Genomic DNA, 24,921 nt, shown 5'->3' with positions numbered 1-24,921 from the left:
TTAGGGGGCGGGTGGAGACCGGACCACAGTCCGGCTCCCCCCGCCTCCCTTCCTTGTCCGAAAGTGTGGAGGTCTAATGGGCCGCTATGTGATCCGCCGACTGATACAGGCGATCCCTGTCCTTATCGGCGCGACGCTGCTGATCTACGCGTTGGTCCACTACCTGCCCGGTGACCCGGTGCAGGCACTGGCCGGCGAGAAGCGAGCCGACCCGGTCGTGGCGGACATGATCCGCCAGAAGTACCACCTGAACGACCCGTTCCTCGTTCAGTACTGGAACTACATCACGGGCGTCTTCCAGGGCGACCTGGGTGAGAGCCTGACCGGTCGCTCGGTGAGCGAGATGATCGGGGACGCCTTCCCGTACACCGTCAACCTGGCCCTGGTGGCGTTCGTCATCGAGGCGGTCGTCGGTGTCGCGGCCGGTGTCATGGCGGCCCTGCGCAAGGGGAAGTTCCTGGACCAGCTGGTCCTCATCAGCACACTGCTGGTCATCTCGATCCCGGTCTTCGTCACCGGCTTCGTGCTGCAGCTCGTGCTCGGCGTCAAGCTGAAGAACGACTACGGCATCGAGATCTTCTCGGTGTCCTTCAACGAGGAGGACGGGCTCCGCGCGTACCTGCTGCCGGCCTTCGTCCTCGCGTCGATGTCGCTCGCGTACGTCGCCCGCCTGACCCGCACCAGCCTGATGGAGACCATGCGCGCGGACTACGTCCGCACCGCGGTCGCCAAGGGCCTGAAGCGGCGCCGGGTGATCGGCCGCCACGCGCTGCGCAACGCGCTGATCCCGATCGTCACCTTCCTGGGCGCCGACCTCGGCGGTCTCATGGGCGGTGCGGTCATCACCGAGCGGATCTTCAACATCCACGGCATCGGCGGCCTGCTCGCCCAGTCCGTGTACCAGAAGCAGGGAACGATCATCGTCGGCGTGGTCACGCTGCTGGTCCTGATCTACCTGATCACCACCCTGCTCGTGGACCTGCTGTACGCCGTGCTCGACCCGAGGATCCGCTATGAGTGACACCATCACCAAGGGCCCCGAGGCCCCTTCCGGCGACAACGGCGCGAAGGGCGCGGCGAAGGCCCAGAAGCCCGAGCGCGTCGCGAGCCTCTGGTCGGACGCGCTGAGCGACCTGCGCCGCAACCCGGTCTTCATCATCGGTGCCGTGCTGGTGTTCTGCCTGCTGGTCATCTCCGCGGTGCCCCAGCTGTTCACCGACGGCAGCCCCTTCGAGGGCGGTGCCTGCGACCTCGCGAACTCGCTGAAGCGGCCCAGCGCCGACCACTGGTTCGGCTTCGACGTGCAGGGCTGCGACATCTACACCCGCACCGTCTGGGGCGCCCGCAACTCGGTCACCGTCGGTGTGCTGACCACCCTGACGGTCACCGTGGTGGGCTCCCTGCTCGGCCTGCTGGCCGGCTGGAAGGGCGGGATCGTCGACTCGATCCTGTCCCGCTTCACCGAGATCTTCTTCTCGATCCCGCTGCTGCTCGGCGGCATGCTGATCATGTCGATGCTCGGCACCGGCAACGCCTACACCGTCTCGCTGGTCATGGCCGTGCTCGGCTGGCCGCAGATCTTCCGCATCATGCGCGCCTCGGTGCTGGCCAACAAGAACAACGACTACGTGATGGCGGCCCGCGCGCTGGGCGCCGGCTCCGGCCGGATCACCTTCCGGCACATCCTGCCGAACGCCATCGCGCCGGTCATCGTCGTCGCCGCGATCTCCCTGGGCGTCTACATCGGCGCCGAGGCCGCGCTGTCCTACCTGGGCATCGGCGTCCAGCCGCCGCAGATCTCCTGGGGTCTGATGATCAGCGACGCCCAGCCCCGGTTCCTGAACGCCCCGCACGTCCTGCTCTTCCCGGCCGCCGTGCTGAGCGTCACCGTGCTGGCCTTCATCATGCTCGGCGACGCGGTGCGCGACGCCCTCGACCCGAAGCTCCGCTGAGAGAAGAGGTGACGACCCGATGACCACCGTGATCGAGAAGAACCAGAAGAACGGCCGCCTGGAGGTTGGCACCCCGCTGCTGGAGGTCAAGGACCTCCACGTGGAGTTCCACACCCGGGACGGCGTGGCGAAGGCCGTGAACGGCGTCAACTACTCCGTGGCCGCCGGTGAGACCCTGGCGGTGCTCGGCGAGTCCGGCTCCGGCAAGTCGGTGACCGCCCAGACCATCATGGGCATCCTCGACATGCCGCCCGGCAAGATCAGCCAGGGCCAGATCCTCTTCCGCGGGCAGGACATGCTCGCGATGAAGGAGGAGGAGCGCCGGCAGATCCGCGGCCAGAAGATCGCGATGATCTTCCAGGACGCGCTCTCCTCGCTGAACCCGGTGATGACCGTCGGCGCGCAGCTCGGCGAGATGTTCCGGGTGCACCGCGGCGCCTCCAAGAAGGAGGCCCGGGAGAAGGCCATCGAGCTGATGGAGCGGGTGCGCATCCCCGCCGCCAAGCAGCGCGTGGGCGACTACCCGCACCAGTTCTCCGGCGGTATGCGCCAGCGCATCATGATCGCGATGGCGCTCTCCATGGAGCCCGACCTGATCATCGCCGACGAGCCCACCACCGCCCTGGACGTCACCGTCCAGGCCCAGGTGATGGACCTGCTCGCGGAGCTGCAGGACGAGTACAACATGGGCCTGATCCTGATCACCCACGACCTCGGCGTGGTCGCCGACGTCGCGGACAAGATCGCCGTGATGTACGCGGGCCGGATCGTGGAGACCGCCCCGGTGCGCGAGCTGTACGCGCGCCCGGCCCACCCGTACACCAAGGGCCTGCTCCGCTCCATCCCGCGCCTGGACCAGAAGGGCCAGGAGCTGTACGCGATCAAGGGCCTGCCCCCGAACCTGCTGAAGGTTCCGGCCGGCTGCGCGTTCAACCCCCGCTGTGACGTCGCCACCGACCTGTGCCGCACGGAGATCCCGAAGCTGCACCAGGTGACCGACAAGGACGGCAAGGAGCTCACCGGCCGCCGCAGCGCGTGCCACCTCTGGAAGGAGACCCTCCATGGCTGAGCCCATCCTGGAGGTCAAGGACCTGGTCAAGCACTACCCGCTGACCCAGGGCATCCTGTTCAAGAAGCAGGTCGGCGCCGTCAAGGCCGTCGACGGCGTCTCCTTCGAGCTGGCGAAGGGCGAGACGCTCGGCATCGTCGGCGAGTCCGGCTGCGGCAAGTCGACGCTGGCCAAGGTGCTGATGCACCTGGAGACGGCCACCTCGGGCCAGGTGCTGTTCAAGGGCGAGGACATCACCAAGCTGTCCGGCGCGGGCCTCAAGGCGGTGCGGCGGAACATCCAGATGGTGTTCCAGGACCCGTACACCTCGCTGAACCCCCGCATGACGGTCGGCGACATCATCGGCGAGCCCTTCGAGATCCACCCCGAGGTGGCTCCCAAGGGCGACCGCCGCAAGGCCGTCCAGGACCTGCTGGACGTCGTCGGCCTGAACCCGGAGTACATCAACCGGTACCCGCACCAGTTCTCCGGCGGCCAGCGCCAGCGCATCGGCATCGCCCGCGGTCTGGCGCTCAAGCCGGAGATCATCATCTGCGACGAGCCGGTCTCGGCCCTGGACGTGTCCGTCCAGGCGCAGGTGATCAACCTGCTGGAGCAGCTCCAGAACGACTTCGAGCTCTCGTACATGTTCATCGCCCACGACCTCTCCATCGTCCGGCACATCTCCGACCGCGTCGGCGTGATGTACCTCGGCAAGATGGTCGAGATCGGCACGGACGAGGAGATCTACGAGAACGCCACCCACCCGTACACCCAGGCGCTGCTCTCCGCGGTGCCGGTGCCGGACCCGGAGGCGCGCGCGAACCGCGACCGGATCATCCTGACCGGCGACATCCCCTCGCCGGCCAACCCGCCGTCCGGCTGCCGCTTCCGCACCCGCTGCTGGAAGGCGGAGGAGCGCTGCTCGACCGAGGTCCCGCTGCTCGCGGTGCCCGAGGTGCTGAGCGGCCCGGCCAAGCACCAGTCGGCGTGCCACTTCGCCGCCGTCCGGGAGACGGCCGCGGCCTGACCGCCCGCCCGTTCCCGCCCGGAGGGGCCCGCTGCCGTTCGCGGCGCGGGCCCCTCCGGCGTCGGCGCGCGCGGGTCTGTCGGGGCGTCAACGGCCGCCGCGGACGGTGCACCCGTCCGGGGGTACCGCACGCGCGCCGCCGGGCGGCCGAGCTTCTCATGGGATGTGATGCGTCACACACCTTGAGGAGGGACCTCCATGCCCGTGGCCACCCGTGCTCGATGGGTCCTCGCCGCAGCGACGTCCGTGGCCCTGGTGGCCAGTGGATGCAGCAGCAGCAGCGACGGGGGCGGCAGCAGCGGCTCGTCGGACAGCAGCAAGACCTTCAGTTACCAGAGCAGCGAGCCGCAGAACGCGCTGCAACCGGCCAACGCCAACGAGACCGGCGGCGGGCGCATCCTGCAGAACCTGTTCAAGGGCCTGGTCGACTACGACCCGTCGAACGCGAAGATCCGGATGCAGGTCGCGGACACGATCGACACCAGCGACTCGCAGACCTTCACGATCACCCTGAAGGACGGCTGGAAGTTCCACGACGGCACCCCGGTGCACGCCAAGAACTTCGTGGACGCCTGGAACTGGGGCGCCACCGCCACCAACAACCAGATCAACAGCTCCTGGTTCTCCGACATCGAGGGCTACCAGGACGTCCACCCGGAGAGCGGCCAGCCGACCGCGACCAAGATGTCCGGGCTGACCGTCACGGACGACCTGCACTTCACCGTCAAGCTGAGCCACAAGGTCTCGTACTTCGAGTACAAGCTCGGCTACATCGCCTTCTCCCCGCTGCCGGACGCCTTCTACAGCGACCCGACCGGGTACGGGCAGAAGCCGGTCGGCAACGGCGCCTACCAGTTCGTCAGCTGGGACCACAACCAGCAGGTGGTCACCAAGGCCTTCCCGGACTACCAGGGCGTGGACAAGCCGAAGAACGGCGGCGTCGTCTTCAAGATGTACAGCACGTCCGAGGCCGCCTACGCCGACCTCCAGTCCAACAACCTGGACGTGATGGACCAGGTGCCGCCCTCGGCACTGGCCACCTACAAGAGCGACCTCGGCGACCGGGCGATCGACGCCCCGCAGGGCGCCATCCAGAACATCGGCTTCACGCTCTACCAGGCCGACTGGGCCCCGCCGGAGAAGGCGAAGGTCCGCCAGGGCCTGTCGATGGCGATCGACCGCGACACCATCACCAAGACGGTGCTCCAGGGCTCCCGCAAGCCGGCCACCGCCTGGGTCGCCGAGGGCGTCGAGGGCTACAAGAGCGGCCAGTGCGGTGACAACTGCACCTTCGACCCGGCCAAGGCCAAGCAGCTGATCGCCGAGGGCGGCGGCGTCCCCAACAACAAGGTGACCATCACCTACAACGCGGACGGCGGCCACAAGGAGTGGGTCGACGCGGTCTGCAACTCGATCCGGCAGAACACCGGCGTGGACTGCGTCGGCGACCCGAAGCCGGACTTCAAGACCGCCCGCGCGGCGATCACCGGCCACCAGATCAACGGCGCCTTCCGCACCGGCTGGGTCCAGGACTACCCGCTGAACGCCAACTTCCTCGCCGACGTCTACCGCACCGGCGCCGCGTCCAACGACTTCGGCTACAGCGACCCGCAGTTCGACCAGCTCGCCAACCAGGCCGACGCGGCCCCCAGCGTGAACGACACGGTGACCGGCTACCAGCAGGCCGAGGCCGTGCTGGCCCAGGGCATGCCGGCCATCCCGCTCTGGTACTACCGCACCAACTCGGGCTACTCCACCAAGGTCCAGAACGTCGCGTTCGACTCCTTCGGCAACCCGGCCTGGACCCAGGTCGAGGTCAAGGGCTGATCGGGCGCCGTCAGCGCTCCAGGTCCCCCCGCGCCGGCCCCGTCCTTCCCGCACGGAGGGCGGGGCCCGGGCACTCGAACACGTCTCCAGGAAGGAGGCTCGAATGGGCAGTTACGTCCTGCGGCGGGTGCTGCAGATGATCCCGGTGTTCTTCGGCACCACGCTGCTGATCTTCCTGATGGTCTACACGCTGCCGGGCGACCCGGTCGCGGCCCTGTTCGGGGAGAAGGCCGCGGACCCCGCCGTGGTCGCCAACCTCAAGCACAAGTACTACCTGGACCAGCCGATCTGGAAGCAGTACCTGCACTACATGGGGAACCTCTTCCAGGGGGACTTCGGTACCAGCTTCACCGGCCGACCGGTCTCCGACATCATGGCGGACGCCTTCCCGGTGACCATCCGGCTGGCCCTGCTGGCCTTCGCCTTCGAGCTGATCTTCGGACTGCTGCTGGGCCTGGTCTCCGGGCTGAAGCGCGGCAGCGTGCAGGACACCCTGGTGCTGATCCTCACCCTGCTGGTGATCTCGATCCCGGTCTTCGTCCTGGCGTACATCGCCCAGACCGTCTTCGCGACCAACCTGGGCTGGGTCACCCCGACCGTCCAGGACTCCAAGGACCTCTCGCAGCTCATCCTCCCGGCGATCGTGCTGGGCTCGCTGTCGCTGGCGTTCGTCGCCCGGCTCACCCGCACCTCGATCGGCGAGAACCTGCGGGCCGACTACATGCGCACCGCGGTGGCCAAGGGCCTGCCCCGGCGCACCATCGTCTCCCGCCACCTGCTGCGCAACTCGCTGATCCCGGTGGTCACCTTCCTCGGCACCGACCTCGGCGCCCTGATGGGCGGCGCGATCGTCACCGAGGGCATCTTCAACGTGCAGGGGGTCGGCAACGTCCTCTACCGGGCGATCAACCAGAAGGAGGGGCCGACCGTGGTCGGCATCGTCACCGTGCTGGTGATCGTCTACCTGGTGGCCTCCCTCGTCGTCGACCTGCTCTACGCGGTCCTGGACCCGAGGATCCGCTATGCCTGACATCCACGACGAGAACTCCTACGAGCCGCATCCCAAGCCGGGGGTGGACCACTTGGACTACGCCGGCGAACAGGGGATGGCGGTCGAGCAGGAGACCCTGATCGAGCCGGACCCGGGCAAGCGGGAGGAGGCCCGCAGCCTCTGGGGGGACGCCTGGCGGGACCTGCGGCGGCGGCCGATCTTCCTGATCTCGGCGGTGCTGATCGTGCTGCTGATCGTGATGGCGATCTTCCCCGGGGCGTTCACCGACGCCGACCCGCGCAAGGCCGACCTGGTCAACAACTACCTGAAGCGGCCGGACTGGACGGACTTCTTCGGGGCGGGCTGGTTCGGCTACGACGGCCAGGGCCGCTCGATCTACGCCCGGGTGGTGTACGGCGCCCGGGCCTCGATCACCGTCGGCATCTTCGTGACCGCCATCGTCACCCTGCTCGGCGGGCTGACCGGCATGGTGGCCGGCTACTTCGGCGGCACCGTGGACGCGGTGCTCTCCCGGATCATCGACATCTTCTTCGGCATCCCGCTGCTGCTCGGCGCGCTGGTGCTGCTGAACGCCTTCACCGTCCGCACGGTGTGGACGGTGGTGGTCGCGCTGGGCGTGCTGGGCTGGACCCAGATCGCCCGCGTCATGCGCGGCGCGGTGCTGACGGTCAAGCAGTCCGACTTCGTGGTGGCCGGGAAGGCGCTCGGCGCCGGCACCGGCCGGCTGATGTTCCGGCACATCCTGCCGAACGCGGTCGCCCCGGTGATCGTGGTGGCGACCATCGCGCTGGGCGGCTACATCGCCACCGAGGCGACGCTGAGCTTCCTCGGCATCGGCCTGCAGGACCCGACCATCTCCTGGGGCATCGACATCTCCTCGGCCCAGAAGGTGATCCGGACCGCCCCGTTCGTCCTGTTCTTCCCGGCCGCCGCGCTCTCCATCACCGTGCTGGCCTTCATCATGCTGGGCGACGCGGTGCGCGACGCCCTCGACCCGAAGCTGCGCTGAGCGAGGGGACGCATCGTGACCACAGCAGTCGATAGCGGCCAGACCCGGCGGGAGGCGCCCTACGAGGGGCCGCTGCTCGACGTCCGGGACCTGCACGTCGAGTTCGTCACCCGGGACGGAGTGGCGCGGGCGGTCAACGGGGTCGACTACAGCGTCCGGGCCGGGGAGACGCTGGCGGTGCTCGGCGAGTCCGGCTCCGGCAAGTCGGTGACCGCGCAGGCGATCATGGGCATCCTGGACATGCCGCCGGCCCGCATCCCCCAGGGCGAGATCCGCTTCCGCGGCCAGGACATGCTGAAGATGGACAAGGAGCAGCGGCGGAAGGTCCGCGGCCAGAAGATCGCGATGATCTTCCAGGACGCGCTCTCCTCGCTCAACCCCGTCCTCAGCGTGGGCTTCCAGCTCGGCGAGATGTTCCGCGCCCACCACGGCAGCTCGCGCAAGGCGGCCAAGGAGAAGGCCGTCGAGCTGATGGAGCGGGTGCGCATCCCCGCCGCCAAGCAGCGGGTCAACGACTATCCGCACCAGTTCTCCGGCGGCATGCGCCAGCGCATCATGATCGCGATGGCGCTGGCGCTGGAGCCGGACCTGATCATCGCGGACGAGCCGACCACCGCCCTGGACGTCACCGTCCAGGCGCAGGTGATGGACCTGCTCGCCGAACTGCAGGCCGAGTACCACATGGGGCTGATCCTCATCACGCACGACCTGGGCGTGGTCGCGGACGTCGCCGACAAGATCGCGGTGATGTACGCGGGCCGGATCGTGGAGACCGCACCCGTGCACGAGCTGTACGCGCGCCCGGCCCACCCGTACACCCGGGGACTGCTGGACTCGATCCCGCGCCTGGACCAGAAGGGCCAGGAGCTGTACGCGATCAAGGGCCTGCCGCCCAACCTGCTGCGGATCCCGCCGGGCTGCGCGTTCAACCCGCGCTGCCCGCGCGCCCAGGACATCTGCCGCCGGCAGGTGCCGGAGCTGTTCCCGGTCACCGAGGACGACGGCACCGAGCTCGCCGGGCGGGGCAGTGCCTGCTTCTTCTGGAAGGAGACCCTCCATGACCGCTGACGGGCCCGGCACGGTCGAGTCGCCGGCGGAGGCCGCCTTCGAGCAGGAGGTGGCGCGCGGCGAGCCGATCCTCGAAGTCCGCGACCTGGTCAAGCACTTCCCGCTGACCAAGGGCATCCTGTTCAAGAAGCAGGTCGGCGCGGTGAAGGCGGTCGACGGGGTCTCCTTCGAACTCATGCAGGGGGAGACGCTGGGCATCGTCGGCGAGTCCGGCTGCGGCAAGTCGACGCTGGCCAAGGTGCTGATGAACCTGGAGCCGGCCACCGGCGGCTCGGTGCGCTACAAGGGCGAGGAGATCTCGCGGCTCTCCGGGTCGGCGCTGAAGGCGGTGCGGCGGAACATCCAGATGGTGTTCCAGGACCCGTACACCTCGCTGAACCCGCGGATGACGGTCGGCGACATCATCGGCGAGCCCTTCGAGATCCATCCCGAGGTGGCCCCGAAGGGCGACCGCCGCAAGGCGGTGCAGGACCTGCTGGACGTCGTCGGCCTGAACCCGGAGTACATCAACCGGTACCCGCACCAGTTCTCCGGCGGCCAGCGCCAGCGCATCGGCATCGCCCGCGGTCTGGCGCTCAAGCCGGAGATCATCATCTGCGACGAGCCGGTCTCGGCCCTGGACGTGTCCGTCCAGGCGCAGGTGATCAACCTGCTGGAGCAGCTCCAGAGCGAGTTCAACCTCTCGTACATGTTCATCGCGCACGACCTCTCGATCGTCCGGCACATCTCCGACCGGGTCGGCGTGATGTACCTCGGCAAGCTGGTGGAGATCGGCAGCGACCGGGAGATCTACGACCACGCCACCCACCCGTACACCCAGGCGCTGCTCTCCGCCGTGCCGGTGCCCGACCCGACGGCGCGCGAGAGCCGGGACCGGATCGTGCTGACCGGTGACGTGCCCTCGCCGGCCAATCCGCCGTCCGGCTGCCGCTTCCGCACCCGGTGCTGGAAGGCGCAGGAGAGGTGCGCGGTGGAGGTCCCGCTGCTGGCGGCGCCGGACTGGCTGAGCGGAGCGGCCGCCCACGAGTCGGCCTGCCACTTCGCGGCCGAACGCGACGAGGCCGGAAGTGACCGGTCCGGGGGCGGGCCGGAAAGCGGTTGACACCGGGGCCCGGCCCCGTCGCGGAGCGCGTCCTCCTCCTGGAGGGCGCGCTCCGCTGTTGTCCACCCGTCGACCAGCGGCAATTCCGACGGGGTGGGCCGCCGGGCCGTTCGAATAGATCATTACGCTTCGTAAATGCTCGAATACCGGTACTACCGGTTCGTTATCCGGAAAGCGGAATTGACGATTCCGTGCGCGAAATGGCGGAATTGCCGAGTATTGTCACGGGTTGATCCCGGCCTGTAATTGAAAAGAGATGTGACGACGATTCCACCGAAGGGGTCGGTTGATCGATAGTTGCTCTGCGCGTATCAGTGGTCACCTCGCCAGCTGTGCGGATCGGCCCTGAGATGTCGACCCCCGCCGTGCCCGGCACACCGAGTGGCGGGGCGCCGTTCGTTCGTAAGCCCCTAAATCGAGGAGCAGTTGAATGAGGCTCACCAAGACGATGCGTTGGACCGCGCTGGCGGCGTGTACCGCGCTGGCGATCTCCGCCTGCAGCACCGGCAGTGACAAGAAGTCCTCGGACGGCGCGAACGGGTCGGGCGGGAAGGGCGGCTCGATCAGCATCCAGTCGGGTGAGCCGCAGCACGGGCTGGTCCCGCAGAACACCGCGGAGTCCGAGGGCGCCCAGGTGCTCGCGCAGGTCTTCGCCGGCCTGGTCGAGTACGACCGCAAGACCAACGACCCGAAGCTGCGCGTCGCCGAGTCGATCGAGTCCCCGGACAGCAAGGTCTGGACGATCAAGCTCAAGGACGGCTACACCTTCCACAACGGTGAGAAGGTCACCGCCCAGTCCTTCGTCGACGCCTGGAACTGGGGCGCCAACCAGGACAACGCGGCCGAGGGCCTGCCGTTCTTCGCCAAGATCGAGGGCTCCGAGGAGCTCTCGCCGGGCAAGGACAAGAAGCCGGCCACCGACAAGCTCAAGGGCCTCAAGGTCGTCGACGACAAGACCTTCACGGTCACCCTCAGCGCTCCGTTCTCGCAGTTCAAGGTCATGCTGGGCTACACGGCCTTCTACCCGCTGCCGAAGGCGTTCTTCCAGGACCGGAAGGCCTTCGAGGAGGCCCCGATCGGCAACGGCCCGTTCCAGATGGACGGCAAGTGGGACCACAACCAGCAGATCAAGATCAAGCGCTACGAGAACTTCCCGGAGTCGGACGGAAAGGCCAAGCTGGATTCCGTCACCTTCAAGATTTACGACAAGCTGGAAACGGCCTACAACGATCTCCGGGCCAACAACATCCAGATCACCAACAAGCTTCCGATCTCGGCGATGGCGACCGTCGCCCAGGAATTCGGCGACCGCTACATCTACAAGCCGGAGTCGGGCGTCGGCTTCATCGGCTTCCCGATCGCGACGAACCCGGCCGCCTACGGCAAGCCGGAGATCCGCAAGGCGATCTCGATGGCGATCGACCGGGAGTCGATCACCAAGCAGATCTTCTCGGGCACCCGCATCCCGGCCGACGACTTCATCAGCCCGATCATTCCGGGCTACCGCAAGGGCGCCATGGGCGACGCGGCGAAGTACGACCCGACCAAGGCCAAGGAGCTCTTCACCACGGCCGGCGGCGTCCCGAACAACACCATCGAGCTGGGCTACAACGCCGACGGCGGCCACAAGGAGTGGATCGAGGCCGTCGGCAACCAGCTGAAGAAGAACCTCGGCGTCGAGGTCACCTTCAAGCCGTTCGAGAAGTTCGGCAAGATCCTCGACGAGCTGGGCGCCAAGCAGTTCTCCGGTGCCTTCCGGATGGCCTGGCAGATGGACTACCCGTCGATGGAGAACTACCTGCGGCCGATCTTCTCCAAGGTCGCCATCGAGAACGGCTCGAACTACGGCGGCTACGTCAACGAGGAGTTCGAGTCGCTGCTGTCCCAGGCCGACCAGGCGAAGAGCCAGGAGGAGGGCCTGAAGCTGTACCAGCAGGCCGACGACGTCCTCATCAAGGACCTGCCGTACATCCCGGTCTACACCTACATGACCTCGGCCGCCTACACCAAGACCGTCAAGAACGTGGTCGTGGACGCTCAGAACCGCATCGACCTGGCCAACGTCGAGCTGGCCTGACCGTCCCCCAGTCCGACCGGCACGCCCTGACGGGCGGCGCGGGCAACCCCCGCACCGCCCGGCTCCGGCGTACCCCGATCACGAGGAGACCGCATGGGCCGCTATGTGGTCCGCCGGATCATCCAGGCCATACCTGTGATCCTCGGCGCGACATTCCTGATCTACGCACTGGTCTTCCTGCTGCCCGGCGACCCCATCACGGCACTGGCCGGTGAGAAGCGACAGGACCCCGCGGTCGTCCAGGTCCTGCGGGACCGGTACCACCTGGACGACCCCTTCTTCATCCAGTACTGGGACTACCTCACCGGTCTGTTCAAGGGCGACTTCGGTGAGGACTACCGCGGCAACCAGGTCGTCGACGTGATGCGGCAGGCCTTCCCGTACACCATCAACCTGGCGTTCGTCGCACTGGCCATCGAGATGGTGGTGGGCGTCACCGCCGGTGTGATCGCCGCCCTGCGGCGCGGCAAGTTCATCGACAACGTGGTGCTGATCTCGACCCTGATGGTGATCTCGATCCCGGTCTTCGTGATCGGCTTCGTGCTCCAACTGCTCCTCGGGGTGAAGCTCAACACCGACTACGGCATCGACTTCTTCCCGGTCTCCTTCAACGAGGAGGCCGGCTTCCGGTCCTACCTGCTGCCCGGCTACGTCCTCGCGTCGACCTCCCTGGCGTACGTGGCCCGGCTCACCCGGACCAGCCTGATCGAGGTCATGCGGGCGGACTACGTCCGCACGGCGGTCGCCAAGGGGCTCAGCCCGCTGCGGGTGGTGGTCCGGCACGGGCTGCGCAACGCGCTGATCCCGATCGTGACCTTCCTGGGCATGGACCTCGGCGGCCTCATGGGCGGCGCGGTCATCACCGAGGGCATCTTCAACATCCCCGGCGTCGGACACCAGCTCTTCCAGTCCGTCTACCTGCGGGAACGCACCATCGTCGTGGGCATCGTGAGCGCCCTGGTGATGGTCTACCTGTTCGCCAACCTGGTGGTGGACCTGCTGTACGCCGTCCTGGACCCGAGGATCCGCTATGAGTGAGCCGACGAAGGACGAGAACGCGAGCGGGGCGATTCCCCGGCAGGCCGGCAGCGGCGCGGCCGCGGGCGGGCCGGCCGCCGAGGCCGGAACGCTCACCGCGAGCGGCCCGGCCAAGGACGGCAAGGGCAGCGAGCGGGTCGCCAGCCTCTGGAGCGACGCCTGGGCGGACCTGCGGCGCAGTCCGCTGTTCCTGATCGGCGGGTTCCTGGTGGTGTTCATGGTGCTGCTCGCGGTCGTCCCGCAGCTGTTCACCGACGCCGACCCGCGCGCCGGCGGCTTCTGCAACCTGGCCGACTCGCTGAAGCGGCCCAGCGCCGACCACTGGTTCGGCTTCGACGTGCAGGGCTGCGACATCTACACCCGCACCGTCTGGGGCGCCCGCAACTCGATCATCGTCGGCCTGGTGACCACCACCCTGGTGGTCCTGGTCGGCGGCTCCCTGGGCCTGTGGGCCGGCTGGATCGGCGGCCTCGGCGACAGCGTCCTCTCCCGCGTCACCGAGATCTTCTTCGCCATCCCGCTGCTGCTCGGCGGCATGCTGATCATGTCCACCTGGGGCAAGGGCAACGCCTGGACGGTCTCCGCGGTGATGGCCGTGCTCGGCTGGCCGCAGATCTACCGGCTGATGCGCTCGGCGGTGCTGGCCAACAAGCACAACGACTACGTGGTGGCGGCCCGCGCGCTGGGCGCCGGCACCGGGCGGATCGTCAGCCGGCACATCCTGCCGAACGCCGTCGCCCCGGTGATCGTGGTCTCCACCATCAACCTGGGTGTCTACATCGGCGCCGAGGCCGCGCTGTCCTACCTGGGCATCGGCATCCAGTCCCCGGCGATCTCCTGGGGCCTGATGATCAGCGACGCCCAGTCCCGGTTCCTGAACGCCCCGCACGTGCTGCTCTTCCCGGCGGCCGTGCTGAGCGTCACCGTGCTGGCGTTCATCATGCTCGGCGACGCGGTGCGCGACGCCCTCGACCCGAAGCTGCGCTGAGGAGGGCCGCGGACCATGACTGACATGACCCAACCGGCGAAGGACGGCTCCGGCGCGGGCCGGGACGCCGTCGAGGTGCTGGGCGCGCGCCGGGAGAGCCTGGCGCCCGGCACGCCGCTGCTGGAGGTCGACGACCTGCACATCGAGTTCCACACCCGGGACGGCGTCGCCAAGGCCGTCAACGGGGTGAGCTACTCGGTGTCGGCGGGGGAGACGCTGGCGGTGCTCGGCGAGTCCGGCTCCGGCAAGTCGGTGACCGCGCAGGCGATCATGGGCATCCTGGACATGCCGCCGGGGCGGATCACCGCCGGCTCGATCCGGTTCCGGGGCGAGGACCTGCTCACCATGAGCGCCAGGGCCCGGCGGTCGGTGCGCGGGCGGAAGATCGCGATGATCTTCCAGGACGCGCTCTCCTCGCTGAACCCGGTGCTCAGCGTCGGCTACCAGCTCGGCGAGATGTTCCGGGTGCACCAGGGCGCCGGCCGCAAGGAGGCCCGGGAGAAGGCCGTCGAGCTGATGGAGCGGGTGCGCATCCCCGCGGCCAGGCAGCGCGTGGGCGACTATCCGCACCAGTTCTCGGGCGGCATGCGCCAGCGCATCATGATCGCGATGGCGCTGGCGCTGGAGCCGGACCTGATCATCGCGGACGAGCCGACCACGGCGCTGGACGTCACCGTCCAGGCCCAGGTGATGGACCTGCTGGCGGAGTTGCAGGCCGAGTTCAACATGGGGCTGATCCTGATCACGCACGACCTGGGCGTGGTCGCGGACGTCGCGGACAAGATCGCGGTGATGTACGCGGGCCGGATCGTGGAGACGGCCCCGGTGCACGATCTGTACGCGCGCCCGGCCCACCTGTACACCCGGGGCCTGCTCAACTCGATCCCCCGGCTGGACCAGAAGGGCCAGGAGCTGTACGCGATCCAGGGTCTGCCGCCGAGCCTGCTGCGGATTCCGGCCGGCTGTGCGTTCAACCCGCGCTGCGACCGGGCGCAGGACGTCTGCCGCGCCGAACTCCCACGCCTGGTACCGGTGCTGGACGCCGAGGGGGCCGACCTGCCGGGCCGCCGCAGCGCCTGCCACTTCTGGAAGGAGACCCTCCATGGCTGAGCCCATCCTGGAGGTCAAGGACCTGGTCAAGCACTACCCGCTGACCCAGGGCATCGTCTTCAAGCGGCAGGTCGGCGCCGTGCGGGCGGTGGACGGCGTCTCCTTCGAGCTGGCGAAGGGGGAGACGCTCGGCATCGTCGGCGAGTCCGGCTGCGGCAAGTCGACGCTGGCCAAGGTGCTGATGCACCTGGAGACGGCCACCTCCGGTCAGGTGCTGTTCAAGGGCGAGGACATCACCAAGCTGTCCGGCGCGGGCCTCAAGGCCGTCCGCCGGAACATCCAGATGGTGTTCCAGGACCCGTACACCTCGCTGAACCCGCGGATGACGGTCGGCGACATCATCGGCGAGCCCTTCGAGATCCACCCCGAGGTGGCCCCGAAGGGCGACCGCCGCAAGGCCGTCCAGGACCTGCTGGACGTCGTCGGCCTGAACCCGGAGTACATCAACCGGTACCCGCACCAGTTCTCCGGCGGCCAGCGCCAGCGCATCGGCATCGCCCGCGGTCTGGCGCTCAAGCCGGAGATCATCATCTGCGACGAGCCGGTCTCGGCCCTGGACGTGTCCGTCCAGGCGCAGGTGATCAACCTGCTGGAGCAGCTCCAGAACGACTTCCAGCTCTCGTACATGTTCATCGCGCACGACCTCTCCATCGTCCGGCACATCTCCGACCGGGTCGGCGTGATGTACCTCGGCACGGTGGTCGAGATCGGCACGGAGGAGGAGATCTACTCCCACCCGACCCACCCGTACACCCAGGCGCTGCTCTCGGCCGTCCCGGTGCCCGACCCGACCGGGCGCGAGCAGCGCGAGCGGATCCTGCTCAGCGGCGACATCCCGTCACCGGCCAACCCGCCGTCCGGCTGCCGCTTCCGCACCCGCTGCTGGAAGGCGGAGGAGCGCTGCGCGTCGGAGGTCCCGCTGCTGGCCGTGCCGTCGGCGCTGAGCGGGCCGGCCGCGCACGAGTCGGCCTGCCACTTCGCGGAGGTGCGGGACGTGATCGGCGCGGGCTGAGCGCACCGGAGGGAGGGGCCCCGGAGTCGTCGCGGACTCCGGGGCCCCTGCCGTCACTTCTGGTAGCCGACGTTCTCCCAGACGATGTCGGACAGGCCCTGGGCGCCGATGTTGGCGAGGTCGGCGCGGGCGCCGAACAGCTGCGGGCGCTGGTAGAGCGGCAGCATCCCGGCCACCTTCCACAGCTCGCCGTCGGCCTGGTTGATGGCCTCGAAGGTGGCGGCCGCGTCGGTCGACGCGGCCGCCCGGTCGAACGCGGAGTCCACCGCCGGGCTGCCGGCCTGGGAGTGGTTGGTGCCGCCGTTGGTGGCGAAGTTGGTCCGGTTGCCGCTGGCCGGGAACGGCGTGCCGAGCAGCGAGTAGGCGGCGATGTCGAAGTCCCGCTTGTTGACGTACTTGTCGAAGAACTCGTTGGGACTGGCGGTCACGGTGGTGACCTTGATGCCGACCTCCTTGAGCATGCCGGTGGTGACGGCGGCCTCGTTCTGGGCCTGGGTGACGCCGGCCGGGATGACCATCCGCAGGTTGAGCTCCTTGCCGTCCTTGCGGCGGACGTCGCCGTCGAGCTTCCAGCCGGCCGCGTCGAGCTTGCGGACGGCCTCGGCCGGGTCGTAGCGGCTGAGGCCCAGGGAGTTGTCCCGGTAGGCGTTCTGGTTGGCCACCAGCAGGTGGTTGTTGAGGGTGACGGTGGGCCAGTCGAGCCCGGCGAGGTCGGAGCGGGTGATGGCGTCCCGGTTGATCGCCTGGAAGAGCGCCTGGCGGACGGCCGGGTCGGTGAGCGCGGGGCTGCGGCTGTTCAGCGTGAACTGCCGGAAGTCGGGCCCGCCGGCCCGTCGGACGGCGGCGCCCTGGGTGCCGCGGATCAGCTGGTAGCCGGCCACGTCCGGGCCGTTGTTGAACAGGTCGAGTTCGCCCTTGTTGAAGGCGGCGGCCATGGTGTTGGGCACCATGGCGCGGAAGACGATCCGGTCCAGCAGCGGCTTGTCGCCCCACCAGGCCGGGTCGGCGACCAGGGTGACGGTCTGCGCGGTCCGGTCCATCCTCTCCACCTTGAACGGGCCCGCGGTGACCGGGATCGCGTCCAGGTAGGAGGTGTTGAACAGCTCGGGGGTGGCGACCTTGCTCGCCGGCAGCAGCGGGGCGTTGGCGGCGCCGTTGAACATCGACTGCCACTCGGAGTACGGCCGCTCGAAGGTCATCACGGCCTGGTGGTCGTCCTTGCCGCGCTCGACCGCCGAGACCTGCTCGAAGCCGGTGCTGCTGGCCGCCCGGTACGCCGGGTCCTTGCCGTTCAGCGCCCGCCAGTTGGCCTCCAGGTCGCGCCAGGTGATCGGTGTGCCGTCGGACCAGCGGGCCTTCGGGTTCAGCGTCCAGACCACGACCTGCCGGCCGTCCCGCTGCTCGGCGTGCGCGTCCAGCAGGTAGGCCGGGTTGGGGGTCTGGGTGCCGGCCGCGTCGGAGCGGAAGAAGGTCGGCAGCAGCGGCTTGCTGACGGCGATAGTGGAGGACTCGCCGCCGTCGGTCTGGATCGGCGACCACTGGCTGGAGTACTGGGGGATCGCCACCCGCAGGGTGCCGCCCTGGCGCAGCTCGGCGCGGTCGTGCGGGTTGATGTCCACGGCGGTGAGCTTGGGACTCTCGACCGCGCTCGGCAGGGCGCCGGCCCCGGCGGAGCCGCCGCCGGGGCCGCAGGAACAGAGCGTCAGCGAGAGCGAGACGGCGGTGAGGCCGGCGAGCAGGGCCGTGCGGCGGTACGGGGGGCGGCCCATGGTGGTTCTCCCGGGACGGATGTGGCGGAGGACAGGCGACACATCTTGCTGACCGGGAGCGGGGTTGTCGAGGGGCGGACCCGGAATCGGGCCCGCCCCTCGACAACGGTTCGGTCAGACCGGGAACTTGAAGGTGCGGTCCCGGTCGCCGGTCTTGTCGAGCAGCAGGGTGATCTGGTCCGCGACGTCCTGCGGGGTGATCGGGACGAGCTGGCCGTTCTTCTTCGTCTTCACCTTGTCGAAGCCGCCGGCGACCAACTGGCGGTTGAGCGCGTCGAGGTCCCACTTGGGCACGAACTTGCCGTTGGCGTCCGGGACCAGGGTGAGGGCGACGGCCGCGGTCTTCGGGCCGAAGTCGAACTTCTTGGTGCCGGCCTGGAGGTGGATCTGGCCGTTCACCGCGGACTTGCCGAGGGTGTCCGCCGCGCCCTGGAGGGCCTGCGCGGAGGTCTTCGGCTGGGCGGCGGTCACGGCCAGCGGGACGGCCTGCTCGGGCTTGCCCGCGGCGCGGTCGCGGTAGGCCGCGTCGACCAGGTCGACGGCGGCGGCGGAGTCCACCGCCTGTCCGGCCTTGCCGGGGACGACGACGGCCTCGCCGCCCTCGGAGAACTTGACGTAGCCCTCCTGGAGGCCCTGGCCGGTGCCGCCGGCGAGCGCCTCCAGCGCGGACTTGAGCTTGGCCCGGTCGACCTTGACCTCCGGCGGCACCGCCTTCTCGTCGCCCTTGAGCGACTTGAGGACGTCCAGCGGGTTGTAGGAGTGCTGGGCGAGCTTGTCCACGGTGGCCGTGGTGTCGAAGGCGAGCCCGGCGGCGGTCGGGTCGAGGTCCATGCTCTGCTCGCCGACCTTCAGCTTGACCGGCTGCTGGCCGGCCTTGCCGACGCTCTCGTCCAGCTGGTGGATGGCCTGGTCGCGGCTGCTGCCGCCGATGTCCGTGCCGAGCACCACGGTGCCCTTGGGGACGTCCGACTGGTTCAGCATCAGGCCGGTGCCGTAGGCGGCGGCGCCGAGGAAGCCCACCCCGACGACGGCGTAGGTGGCGAGCTTGACCAGCTTCTTGGCGGCGCTCGGCCTGGGCTTGGGGGCCGGCGCGGGCTTGGCGGCGGCGGGGGCCGGCTCCGGGGCGGACGGGCCGTCCGCGGCCGGGGCGGCGGCCGCGCTCCCGGCCTGCGGGCCGGCGGTCCGGAAGGGGTCGGCGGCGGGCTCGCCCTGGCGGCCGGGGGCGCCGGGGAAGAGGCCGCCGGGGGCCGGGGCGCCGTTCGCGGCGGCGGCCGGCGGGCGCTGGGTGGCGAACGGGTCGGCACCGGCCGGGGCGCCGGGGAAGAGGCCGGGCTGCGGGGCGCCGCCGGGCGCGCCGGATATGGGCGCGGCCGGGGCGTCGTCGCGGATCGGGGCGAAGCCGTCGACCGAGGTGTCCTCGGGGCTCGGCGCGGCGGGCGCGCCGGGGGCCGGGGCGAAGGGGTCGGCGGGCGCGAACGGGTCGGCCGGGGCCGGCGGGGCGAACAGCTCGGCGGGGGAGTCGGCGTAGACGCCGGCCTCGTCGGCGGGCAGTTCCTGGGCCGCGCCGTACGGGGCGGCGGGCGTGCCGTTCGGGTGCGCCGCGGGGGCCTGGGCCTGGGCCGGCACCGGGCGGCCCTTGGCACGGGTCGCGCCGGGGGCGGCCGCGGCGGGGCGCTCGGCCTGCGGACGGGCGCCGTCGGCCCGGGCGGCGCCGCGCTGCGGGGCGGCGGCCGGCGCGGTGGCGGCCGGGGCGGGTGCGGCAGCGGCGGCCGGTACGGGGGCGGTGCCCTCGGCGGCCGGGCCCTTCTTCTGGCGCGGGCGGAACCACGCGCCGGTCGACTCGGCCTCGGAGGTGGCCGGCGGGATCTGCCACTCCGGCGGCAGGTTCGGCGGGGTGCCGCGGCCGCCGCCGTCCATCACGCCGAGCACCGGGGAGGCGGGCGCGGCGGAGCGGTGCCGGGGGCCGGCCGGCTCGGCGGCCGGTGCCGGGGCCTCCTCGCCGCCGCCGTCCTCGTTCTTGACGGCGCTGCGGACCACCACCGGCGGGATCGGGCGCGAGCCGGGGATGTTGATCCGGACCCGGGTGGTGACGGTGGTCTCGGTCTTCGGGCCCTCGTCCTCACCCTCCGGAGCCGGGCCCTTGGCGGCACCGGTGCCGCCCGTGCGGTCGCCGCCGGCGAAGCCCGGTGTCCCGTAGGGCGGAGTGCCCGACGGGTAGGCGTCCGGGCCCGTGCGCCGGGGCGTCGGGTGGGCGTTGTCAGATTCGCGGCTGCTCAATGCTGCTCTGCTCCGGGTTCGCGGGCCGGGCCGTGCGGCGCGACCGCGGTTCGTCGGCGCCGGGCCTGGCGGGCGGCGTCGGGTACGGCGTTCTGCGGCACCACCATACTGGGAAGAACCGACCGGTGAACCGGTTCGGGGAGATCCCGATACGTCCGGTTCTTCCGGTATGAGAGTACGACCGGGCGGTGCTGACTGCCCGTCGTACCGGCCACCGTACGCGGGTGGCCGCCCGGGTCAGCGCGGCGGGCCCGCCACCCCGGGGAACCAGCCGGCGCGGGTCGGCAGGGTGGCGCAGATCACGCCCAGGATCGATCCGGCGAACAGCCAGGTGAGCGACGTGGCATTGGTCCAGAGCACGTTGTCCCCCTCCGGGCGGGGGACCATCACCATCAGCAGCGCCACGAACCAGCCGGCCGCCGGGACGGCCGCGCCGAGCCGGGTGCCGGTCACCCGCAGGCCGCCGTAGAAGGTCGCGGCGGTGGCGGCGAGCGCCAGCAGGACTCCCACGGGCGGCCACAAGGCCTGCACGAACGCTCCGCACACCGACACCGCGAAGCCCAGCGGGAAGAGCAGGACATAGGCCGCGATCCGTGCGGCGCGCGGGGGCTGGGGCTCCTTCAGCCGCTCGTCGCGGGTGCCGAGGACGGTCGCCGGGATCGAACGGCGGGCGGGCCGCGCCGGGGCGGGCGGGGTCATCGGGCACGCTCCTCGGAGGCCGCGGCGCCGTCGGGCGCCGCCGTGGGGTCCAGGCCGGCGAACAGGTCGTCCTCCGGCAGTCGCGGCCCGGCCTGGCCGTGCACCAGCTGGTAGTACTCGGTGGTCAGCACCGGCTGGCCCAGGTGGTTGGAGAGCGCGAAGAACGCGCCGGTGGGGTCCACGGTGATCTGGGTGGCGTGCGCGGCCATCGCGGCGGCCTTGCGGCCGGCGTACGCGGTGCCGTCCAGCGCGGTGGTGACCAGCGCGTCGTCCACCACCCCGGGCACGTCCGCGGGCTCGGCCACCCCGGGGAACGGCGCCTTCTCGGCGGTCTCGGCGAGGGCCCGGTCGAGCACCGAGCGGGGCACCCGGTTCCAGTACACCTTGGCGATCCGCCAGGCCGGGCCCAGCTCGGGCCGGTACGCCGGGTCGGCGGCCAGCTCGTGGGCACGCATCGCGACCCGGTGCGCCTGGATGTGGTCGGGGTGCCCGTAGCCGCCGTGCTCGTCGTAGGTGACCAGCACCTGCGGGCGCACCTCGCGGACCACCGCCGCCAGCCGGCCGGCCGCCTCGTCCACGTCGGCCCGCCAGAAGCAGCCGGGCGCGTCGTTGTCGGGCACGCCCATCATCCCGGAGTCGCGGTAGCGGCCCGGGCCCCCGAGGAAGCGGACGTCGCCGACCCCGAGCGCCGTCATCGCCGCGGTCAGCTCGCCGATCCGGTGCGCGCCGAGGGTGTCGTCCCGATCCGCCGTCAGGTGGGCCAGCTCCGGCGGGATCACCTCGCCGCCCTCGCCGAGGGTGCAGGTCACCAGGGTGACGTGGGCGCCCTCGGCGGCGTACCGGGCCATCGTGGCGCCGTTGTTGATCGACTCGTCGTCGGGGTGCGCGTGCACCAGGAGGAGGCGGCGGCCGGTAGTCGCGGTCATGGGAGGAAGCCTAACGACCGGCGCGCCGCCCGGTGACCGCACGCGGCGGGTCAGAGCCGCAGGCCGTTGATCATCCCCGCGAGGTTGCTGGTGACCTGGCTGATCGAGGGCGCGATGGAACTGGACGCCAGGTAGAAGCCGAGCAGCGCGCAGACGATGGCGTGCGCGAGCTTCAGGCCGGAGCGGCGGATCAGCACCACCACGATGACCAGCATCAGCATGGCGGCGGAGATGGACAGGGCCATGGCGGCTCACACTCCTCGGGGCCTGGCGAGCACTCGTGCACCAGTCATACCCGAAGAGTGAGGGTGTCATGACGCTGGGTGAGTCCGCATGCCCCGGGGCACGGTGGCACTCCTGGGGCGCATGGGCCGGTCGGAGGGGGTGCGGGACCCTTCCGGGCGTACTTGCGGTCGATGCTCCGAACGAGTGATCACCATCGGCCGACCCCGGGTCGTAGGGTCTGGTGCCATGACCACCCACACCTCAGCGGACACCTTCCCGAGGCAGTACGCGCGCACCCTGCGCTACACCGTCGGCGCCCCCCGGTCGTTCTCCGTCGCACCCGACGGCTCCCGGGTCGTCTTCCTGCGGTCCCGCTCCGGCAGCGACCGCGCCAACCTGCTCTGGACCCTCGACACCGCCACCGGCGAGGAGCGGATCGCCGCCGACCCGGCCGTGCTGCTCGGCGGCGGCGAGGAGGACCTCTCCCCGGCCGAGAAGGCCCGCCGCGAACGCAGCCGCGAGGGCTCGGCCGGCGTCGTCGGCTACGCCCTGGACGGCGCCGGCCGGCTCGCCGCCTTCGCCCTGTCCGGCCGGCTGTTCGTCGCCGACCTGGCCGCCGGCACCGCCACCGAACTGCCCGCCGAGGGCCCGCTGCTCGACCCGCGCCCCTCCCCGGACGGCACCCACGTGGCGTACGCCACCACCTCCGGCGAGCTGCGGCTGACCCGCGTCGACGGCACCGGCGACCGCGCCCTCGCGCAGCCCGACGGGCCGAACGTGACGTGGGGCCAGGCCGAGTTCATCGCCCAGGAGGAGATGGACCGCGACCGCGGCCACTGGTGGTCCCCGGACAGCGACCGGCTGCTCGTCGAGCGGGCCGACGACACCCCGGTCGACCGCTGGTGGATCGCCGACCCGGCCAACCCGGACCGCGAGCCGGCCGAGGTCGCCTACCCGGCCGCCGGCACCGCCGACGCCGAGGTCGGCCTCTGGCTGCTCGGCCTGGACGGCACCCGCACCGAGGTGGTCTGGGACCGCGCGGCCTTCCCCTACCTGGCCCGGGTGCACTGGTCGAAGGGCGGCGTGCCGCTGCTGCTCGTCCAGTCCCGCGACCAGCGCGCCCAGCGCACCCTCGGCCTGGACGTCGCCACCGGCGCCACCGAGGTGCTGCACGAGGAGCGCGACGACGTCTGGCTGGAGCTGTTCCAGGGCGTCCCGGCCTGGACCCCGGACGGCAAGCTGGTGCGGATCTCCGACGCGTCCGGCGCGCGCTCGCTGGTGATCGGCGACCACACCGCCACCGGGCCCGACCTGCACCTGCGCTCGGTGCTCGCGGTCACCGCCGAGGAGGTCTTCTTCACGGCCTCCGGCGGCGCCGCGGAGACCGACCCCGAGCCCGGCTGGATCGCCGTCGGCCGGATCAGCCACGACGGCAAGCGGCTCGCCTGGGAGTCCGCCAACGGCCGTCCGTTCACCTCCGTCACCACCGCCGTGCACGCGGCCGGCGTCACCGTGCGGGCCACCGCCGAGCCCGACCTGCCCGGCACCCTGGTGCAGGTCGCCCGGGACCTGCCGGAGGGCGTGGTGGTGGACGACGTCGCCGTCATCGCCTCGCACGCCGAGACCCCGGTGATCACCGCCCGCCCGGTGTTCCGCTTCGCGGGCGAGCGGCGCATCCCCGCCGCGGTCTTCCTGCCCACCGGCTACGACCGCGAGCGGGACGGCCTGCTGCCCGTCCTGATGGACCCGTACGGCGGCCCGCACGGCCAGCGCGTCGTCCAGGCGCACAACCCGCACCTCAACTCGCAGTGGTTCGCCGACCAGGGCTTCGCGGTCGTCGTCGCCGACGGCCGCGGCACCCCCGGGCGCGGGCCGGCCTGGGAGAAGTCGATCCACCACGACTTCGCCGGGGCCACCCTGGACGACCAGGTCGACGCGCTGCGGGCGCTCGCCGGGGAGTTCCCGCTCGACCTCGACCGGGTCGCCATCCGCGGCTGGTCGTACGGCGGCTACCTCGCCGCGCTCGCCGTGCTGCGCCGCCCGGACGTCTTCCACGCGGCGGTCGCGGGCGCGCCGGTCACCGACTGGCGGCTGTACGACACCCACTACACCGAGCGCTACCTGGGCCACCCGGCCGAGCACCCCGAGGTGTACGACGGCAACTCGCTGACCGGCTACGCGGCCGGCCTGGAGCGCCCGCTGATGATCATCCACGGGCTCGCCGACGACAACGTGGTGGCCGCGCACACCCTGCGGCTCTCCTCGGCGCTGCTCGCCGCCGGGCGCCCGCACACCGTGCTGCCGCTCTCCGGCGTCACCCACATGACGCCGCAGGAGGAGGTCGCGGAGAACCTGCTGCTGCTCCAGGTCGACTTCGTGAAGAAGTCGCTCGGCGGCTGAGCCGCGGCGCGCGGAGGAGGGGGAGCGGGGCCGGATCAGGGTGCCCGGGCCCGCGGACGAGCGGTGCCGGGGCGTTCCCATCCCGCTCCCCCTTGGCCGCGTGTACCCGCACGGGGTCGATCTGTCCGGCCTCGACGCGGGCTCCACGCTAGCGGGCGGGTCCGACAGCCGTCGCCGGGCCGCGGCGGCCCGTGAGGCCGGTCCATGAGGCCGGTCCGTGACGTCGGTCCGTGACGCAGGTCCGTGGGGGGGGGGGGGGAAAAAAGCAAACCACCACCACAACCCCGCCCCCCCCCCCCCCCCCCCCCCCCCCCCCCCCCCCCCCCCGGGGGGCGAAAAAACCCCCCCCGGG

The 24,921-nt window shown here is 70.7% G+C and carries 20 protein-coding genes; 15 read left to right on the top strand and 5 right to left on the bottom strand.

What is annotated here, in order from left to right:
* Positions 1–76: 76 nt before the first annotated feature.
* The 14 genes from ACFC0B_RS30580 to ACFC0B_RS30515 all read left to right on the top strand — a co-directional run bounded on the left by ACFC0B_RS30580 (position 77) and on the right by ACFC0B_RS30515 (position 16,273).
* Complete coding sequence (locus ACFC0B_RS30580; protein ID WP_376093004.1) at positions 77–1,021, top strand: ABC transporter permease; 945 nt, start codon at positions 77–79, stop codon at positions 1,019–1,021.
* The gene (locus ACFC0B_RS30575; RefSeq protein WP_376093001.1) at positions 1,014–1,952 is read left to right on the top strand and encodes an ABC transporter permease; all 939 of its coding nucleotides are present in this window, start codon (positions 1,014–1,016) and stop codon (positions 1,950–1,952) included. The genes ACFC0B_RS30580 and ACFC0B_RS30575 overlap by 8 nt, the downstream gene beginning before the upstream one ends.
* Positions 1,953–1,971: 19 nt before the next feature.
* Positions 1,972–3,021, top strand: coding sequence for an ABC transporter ATP-binding protein (locus ACFC0B_RS30570; RefSeq protein WP_376092998.1), 1,050 nt, complete (start codon positions 1,972–1,974; stop codon positions 3,019–3,021).
* The gene (locus ACFC0B_RS30565; RefSeq protein WP_376092995.1) at positions 3,014–4,030 is read left to right on the top strand and encodes an ABC transporter ATP-binding protein; all 1,017 of its coding nucleotides are present in this window, start codon (positions 3,014–3,016) and stop codon (positions 4,028–4,030) included. Before ACFC0B_RS30570 ends, ACFC0B_RS30565 begins: the two co-directional genes overlap by 8 nt.
* Before the next feature lie 198 nt (positions 4,031–4,228).
* Positions 4,229–5,857, top strand: coding sequence for an ABC transporter substrate-binding protein (locus ACFC0B_RS30560; RefSeq protein WP_376092992.1), 1,629 nt, complete (start codon positions 4,229–4,231; stop codon positions 5,855–5,857).
* 103 nt (positions 5,858–5,960) lie between these two features.
* Positions 5,961–6,887 (top strand): ABC transporter permease, encoded by a 927-nt coding sequence (locus ACFC0B_RS30555; protein WP_376092989.1) that lies wholly within the window; start codon positions 5,961–5,963, stop codon positions 6,885–6,887.
* A 76-nt stretch (positions 6,888–6,963) separates the two neighbouring features.
* A complete protein-coding gene (locus ACFC0B_RS30550) occupies positions 6,964–7,878 on the top strand; it encodes an ABC transporter permease (protein WP_376093281.1) in 915 nt (304 codons plus the stop codon).
* A gap of 15 nt (positions 7,879–7,893) precedes the next feature.
* Positions 7,894–8,946: an ABC transporter ATP-binding protein gene (locus ACFC0B_RS30545; RefSeq protein ID WP_376092986.1), complete on the top strand. Its 1,053-nt coding sequence runs from the start codon at positions 7,894–7,896 to the stop codon at positions 8,944–8,946.
* The gene (locus ACFC0B_RS30540; RefSeq protein ID WP_376092983.1) at positions 8,936–10,048 is read left to right on the top strand and encodes an ABC transporter ATP-binding protein; all 1,113 of its coding nucleotides are present in this window, start codon (positions 8,936–8,938) and stop codon (positions 10,046–10,048) included. Before ACFC0B_RS30545 ends, ACFC0B_RS30540 begins: the two co-directional genes overlap by 11 nt.
* 430 nt (positions 10,049–10,478) lie before the next feature.
* On the top strand, positions 10,479–12,125 hold the full coding sequence (locus ACFC0B_RS30535; protein WP_376092980.1) for an ABC transporter substrate-binding protein: 1,647 nt from the start codon (positions 10,479–10,481) through the stop codon (positions 12,123–12,125).
* Positions 12,126–12,218: 93 nt separating this feature from the next.
* On the top strand, positions 12,219–13,163 hold the full coding sequence (locus ACFC0B_RS30530; protein WP_376092977.1) for an ABC transporter permease: 945 nt from the start codon (positions 12,219–12,221) through the stop codon (positions 13,161–13,163).
* Positions 13,156–14,151, top strand: a complete 996-nt coding sequence (locus tag ACFC0B_RS30525) for an ABC transporter permease (RefSeq protein ID WP_376092974.1) — start codon at positions 13,156–13,158, stop codon at positions 14,149–14,151. Before ACFC0B_RS30530 ends, ACFC0B_RS30525 begins: the two co-directional genes overlap by 8 nt.
* A 15-nt stretch (positions 14,152–14,166) precedes the next feature.
* Positions 14,167–15,261, top strand: a complete 1,095-nt coding sequence (locus tag ACFC0B_RS30520; RefSeq protein WP_376092971.1) for an ABC transporter ATP-binding protein — start codon at positions 14,167–14,169, stop codon at positions 15,259–15,261.
* The gene (locus tag ACFC0B_RS30515; protein ID WP_376092968.1) at positions 15,254–16,273 is read left to right on the top strand and encodes an ABC transporter ATP-binding protein; all 1,020 of its coding nucleotides are present in this window, start codon (positions 15,254–15,256) and stop codon (positions 16,271–16,273) included. The genes ACFC0B_RS30520 and ACFC0B_RS30515 overlap by 8 nt, the downstream gene beginning before the upstream one ends.
* A gap of 53 nt (positions 16,274–16,326) precedes the next feature.
* On the opposite strand, the gene ACFC0B_RS30510 is transcribed toward ACFC0B_RS30515, so the two are convergent.
* The 5 genes from ACFC0B_RS30510 to ACFC0B_RS30490 form a co-directional block, all read right to left on the bottom strand.
* Positions 16,327–18,042, bottom strand: coding sequence for an ABC transporter family substrate-binding protein (locus ACFC0B_RS30510; protein WP_376092965.1), 1,716 nt, complete (start codon positions 18,040–18,042; stop codon positions 16,327–16,329).
* Positions 18,043–18,156: 114 nt separating this feature from the next.
* Positions 18,157–20,319 carry a peptidoglycan binding domain-containing protein gene (locus ACFC0B_RS30505; RefSeq protein WP_376092962.1) on the bottom strand — a complete coding sequence of 721 codons (2,163 nt, stop codon included), beginning with the start codon at positions 20,317–20,319 and terminating at the stop codon, positions 18,157–18,159.
* 237 nt (positions 20,320–20,556) lie between these two features.
* Entirely contained in the window at positions 20,557–21,018 is a 462-nt protein-coding gene (locus tag ACFC0B_RS30500) for a DUF6113 family protein (RefSeq protein WP_376092959.1), read from the bottom strand.
* Positions 21,015–21,944, bottom strand: coding sequence for an N-acetyl-1-D-myo-inositol-2-amino-2-deoxy-alpha-D-glucopyranoside deacetylase (gene mshB / locus ACFC0B_RS30495; protein WP_376092956.1), 930 nt, complete (start codon positions 21,942–21,944; stop codon positions 21,015–21,017). The genes ACFC0B_RS30500 and mshB overlap by 4 nt, the downstream gene beginning before the upstream one ends.
* Before the next feature lie 50 nt (positions 21,945–21,994).
* The gene (locus ACFC0B_RS30490) at positions 21,995–22,189 is read right to left on the bottom strand and encodes a DUF2304 family protein (protein WP_344344199.1); all 195 of its coding nucleotides are present in this window, start codon (positions 22,187–22,189) and stop codon (positions 21,995–21,997) included.
* Between the two features lie 226 nt (positions 22,190–22,415).
* Here ACFC0B_RS30490 and ACFC0B_RS30485 point away from each other — a divergent pair, with 226 nt between their 5' ends.
* A complete protein-coding gene (locus ACFC0B_RS30485) occupies positions 22,416–24,569 on the top strand; it encodes a prolyl oligopeptidase family serine peptidase (protein ID WP_376092952.1) in 2,154 nt (717 codons plus the stop codon).
* Positions 24,570–24,921 lie beyond the last annotated feature (352 nt).

This window comes from Kitasatospora sp. NPDC056184 (assembly GCF_042268405.1).
In the GTDB taxonomy this organism is placed as follows: Bacteria; Actinomycetota; Actinomycetes; order Streptomycetales; family Streptomycetaceae; genus Kitasatospora.
This window is presented reverse-complemented; position numbering and strand designations above follow the sequence as displayed.

Excerpts from the sequence above, each read along its gene's own strand:
- mshB (WP_376092956.1), bottom strand. The coding sequence starts at position 21,944 with ATGACCGCGACTACCGGCCGCCGCCTCCTCCTGGTGCACGCGCACCCC.
- ACFC0B_RS30500 (WP_376092959.1), bottom strand. The coding sequence starts at position 21,018 with ATGACCCCGCCCGCCCCGGCGCGGCCCGCCCGCCGTTCGATCCCGGCG.
- ACFC0B_RS30560 (WP_376092992.1), top strand. The coding sequence starts at position 4,229 with ATGCCCGTGGCCACCCGTGCTCGATGGGTCCTCGCCGCAGCGACGTCC.
- ACFC0B_RS30515 (WP_376092968.1), top strand. The coding sequence starts at position 15,254 with ATGGCTGAGCCCATCCTGGAGGTCAAGGACCTGGTCAAGCACTACCCG.
- ACFC0B_RS30525 (WP_376092974.1), top strand. The coding sequence starts at position 13,156 with ATGAGTGAGCCGACGAAGGACGAGAACGCGAGCGGGGCGATTCCCCGG.
- ACFC0B_RS30565 (WP_376092995.1), top strand. The coding sequence starts at position 3,014 with ATGGCTGAGCCCATCCTGGAGGTCAAGGACCTGGTCAAGCACTACCCG.
- ACFC0B_RS30520 (WP_376092971.1), top strand. The coding sequence starts at position 14,167 with ATGACTGACATGACCCAACCGGCGAAGGACGGCTCCGGCGCGGGCCGG.
- ACFC0B_RS30485 (WP_376092952.1), top strand. The coding sequence starts at position 22,416 with ATGACCACCCACACCTCAGCGGACACCTTCCCGAGGCAGTACGCGCGC.
- ACFC0B_RS30570 (WP_376092998.1), top strand. The coding sequence starts at position 1,972 with ATGACCACCGTGATCGAGAAGAACCAGAAGAACGGCCGCCTGGAGGTT.
- ACFC0B_RS30550 (WP_376093281.1), top strand. The coding sequence starts at position 6,964 with ATGGCGGTCGAGCAGGAGACCCTGATCGAGCCGGACCCGGGCAAGCGG.
- ACFC0B_RS30580 (WP_376093004.1), top strand. The coding sequence starts at position 77 with ATGGGCCGCTATGTGATCCGCCGACTGATACAGGCGATCCCTGTCCTT.
- ACFC0B_RS30510 (WP_376092965.1), bottom strand. The coding sequence starts at position 18,042 with ATGGGCCGCCCCCCGTACCGCCGCACGGCCCTGCTCGCCGGCCTCACC.
- ACFC0B_RS30530 (WP_376092977.1), top strand. The coding sequence starts at position 12,219 with ATGGGCCGCTATGTGGTCCGCCGGATCATCCAGGCCATACCTGTGATC.
- ACFC0B_RS30555 (WP_376092989.1), top strand. The coding sequence starts at position 5,961 with ATGGGCAGTTACGTCCTGCGGCGGGTGCTGCAGATGATCCCGGTGTTC.
- ACFC0B_RS30490 (WP_344344199.1), bottom strand. The coding sequence starts at position 22,189 with ATGGCCCTGTCCATCTCCGCCGCCATGCTGATGCTGGTCATCGTGGTG.
- ACFC0B_RS30575 (WP_376093001.1), top strand. The coding sequence starts at position 1,014 with ATGAGTGACACCATCACCAAGGGCCCCGAGGCCCCTTCCGGCGACAAC.
- ACFC0B_RS30540 (WP_376092983.1), top strand. The coding sequence starts at position 8,936 with ATGACCGCTGACGGGCCCGGCACGGTCGAGTCGCCGGCGGAGGCCGCC.
- ACFC0B_RS30535 (WP_376092980.1), top strand. The coding sequence starts at position 10,479 with ATGAGGCTCACCAAGACGATGCGTTGGACCGCGCTGGCGGCGTGTACC.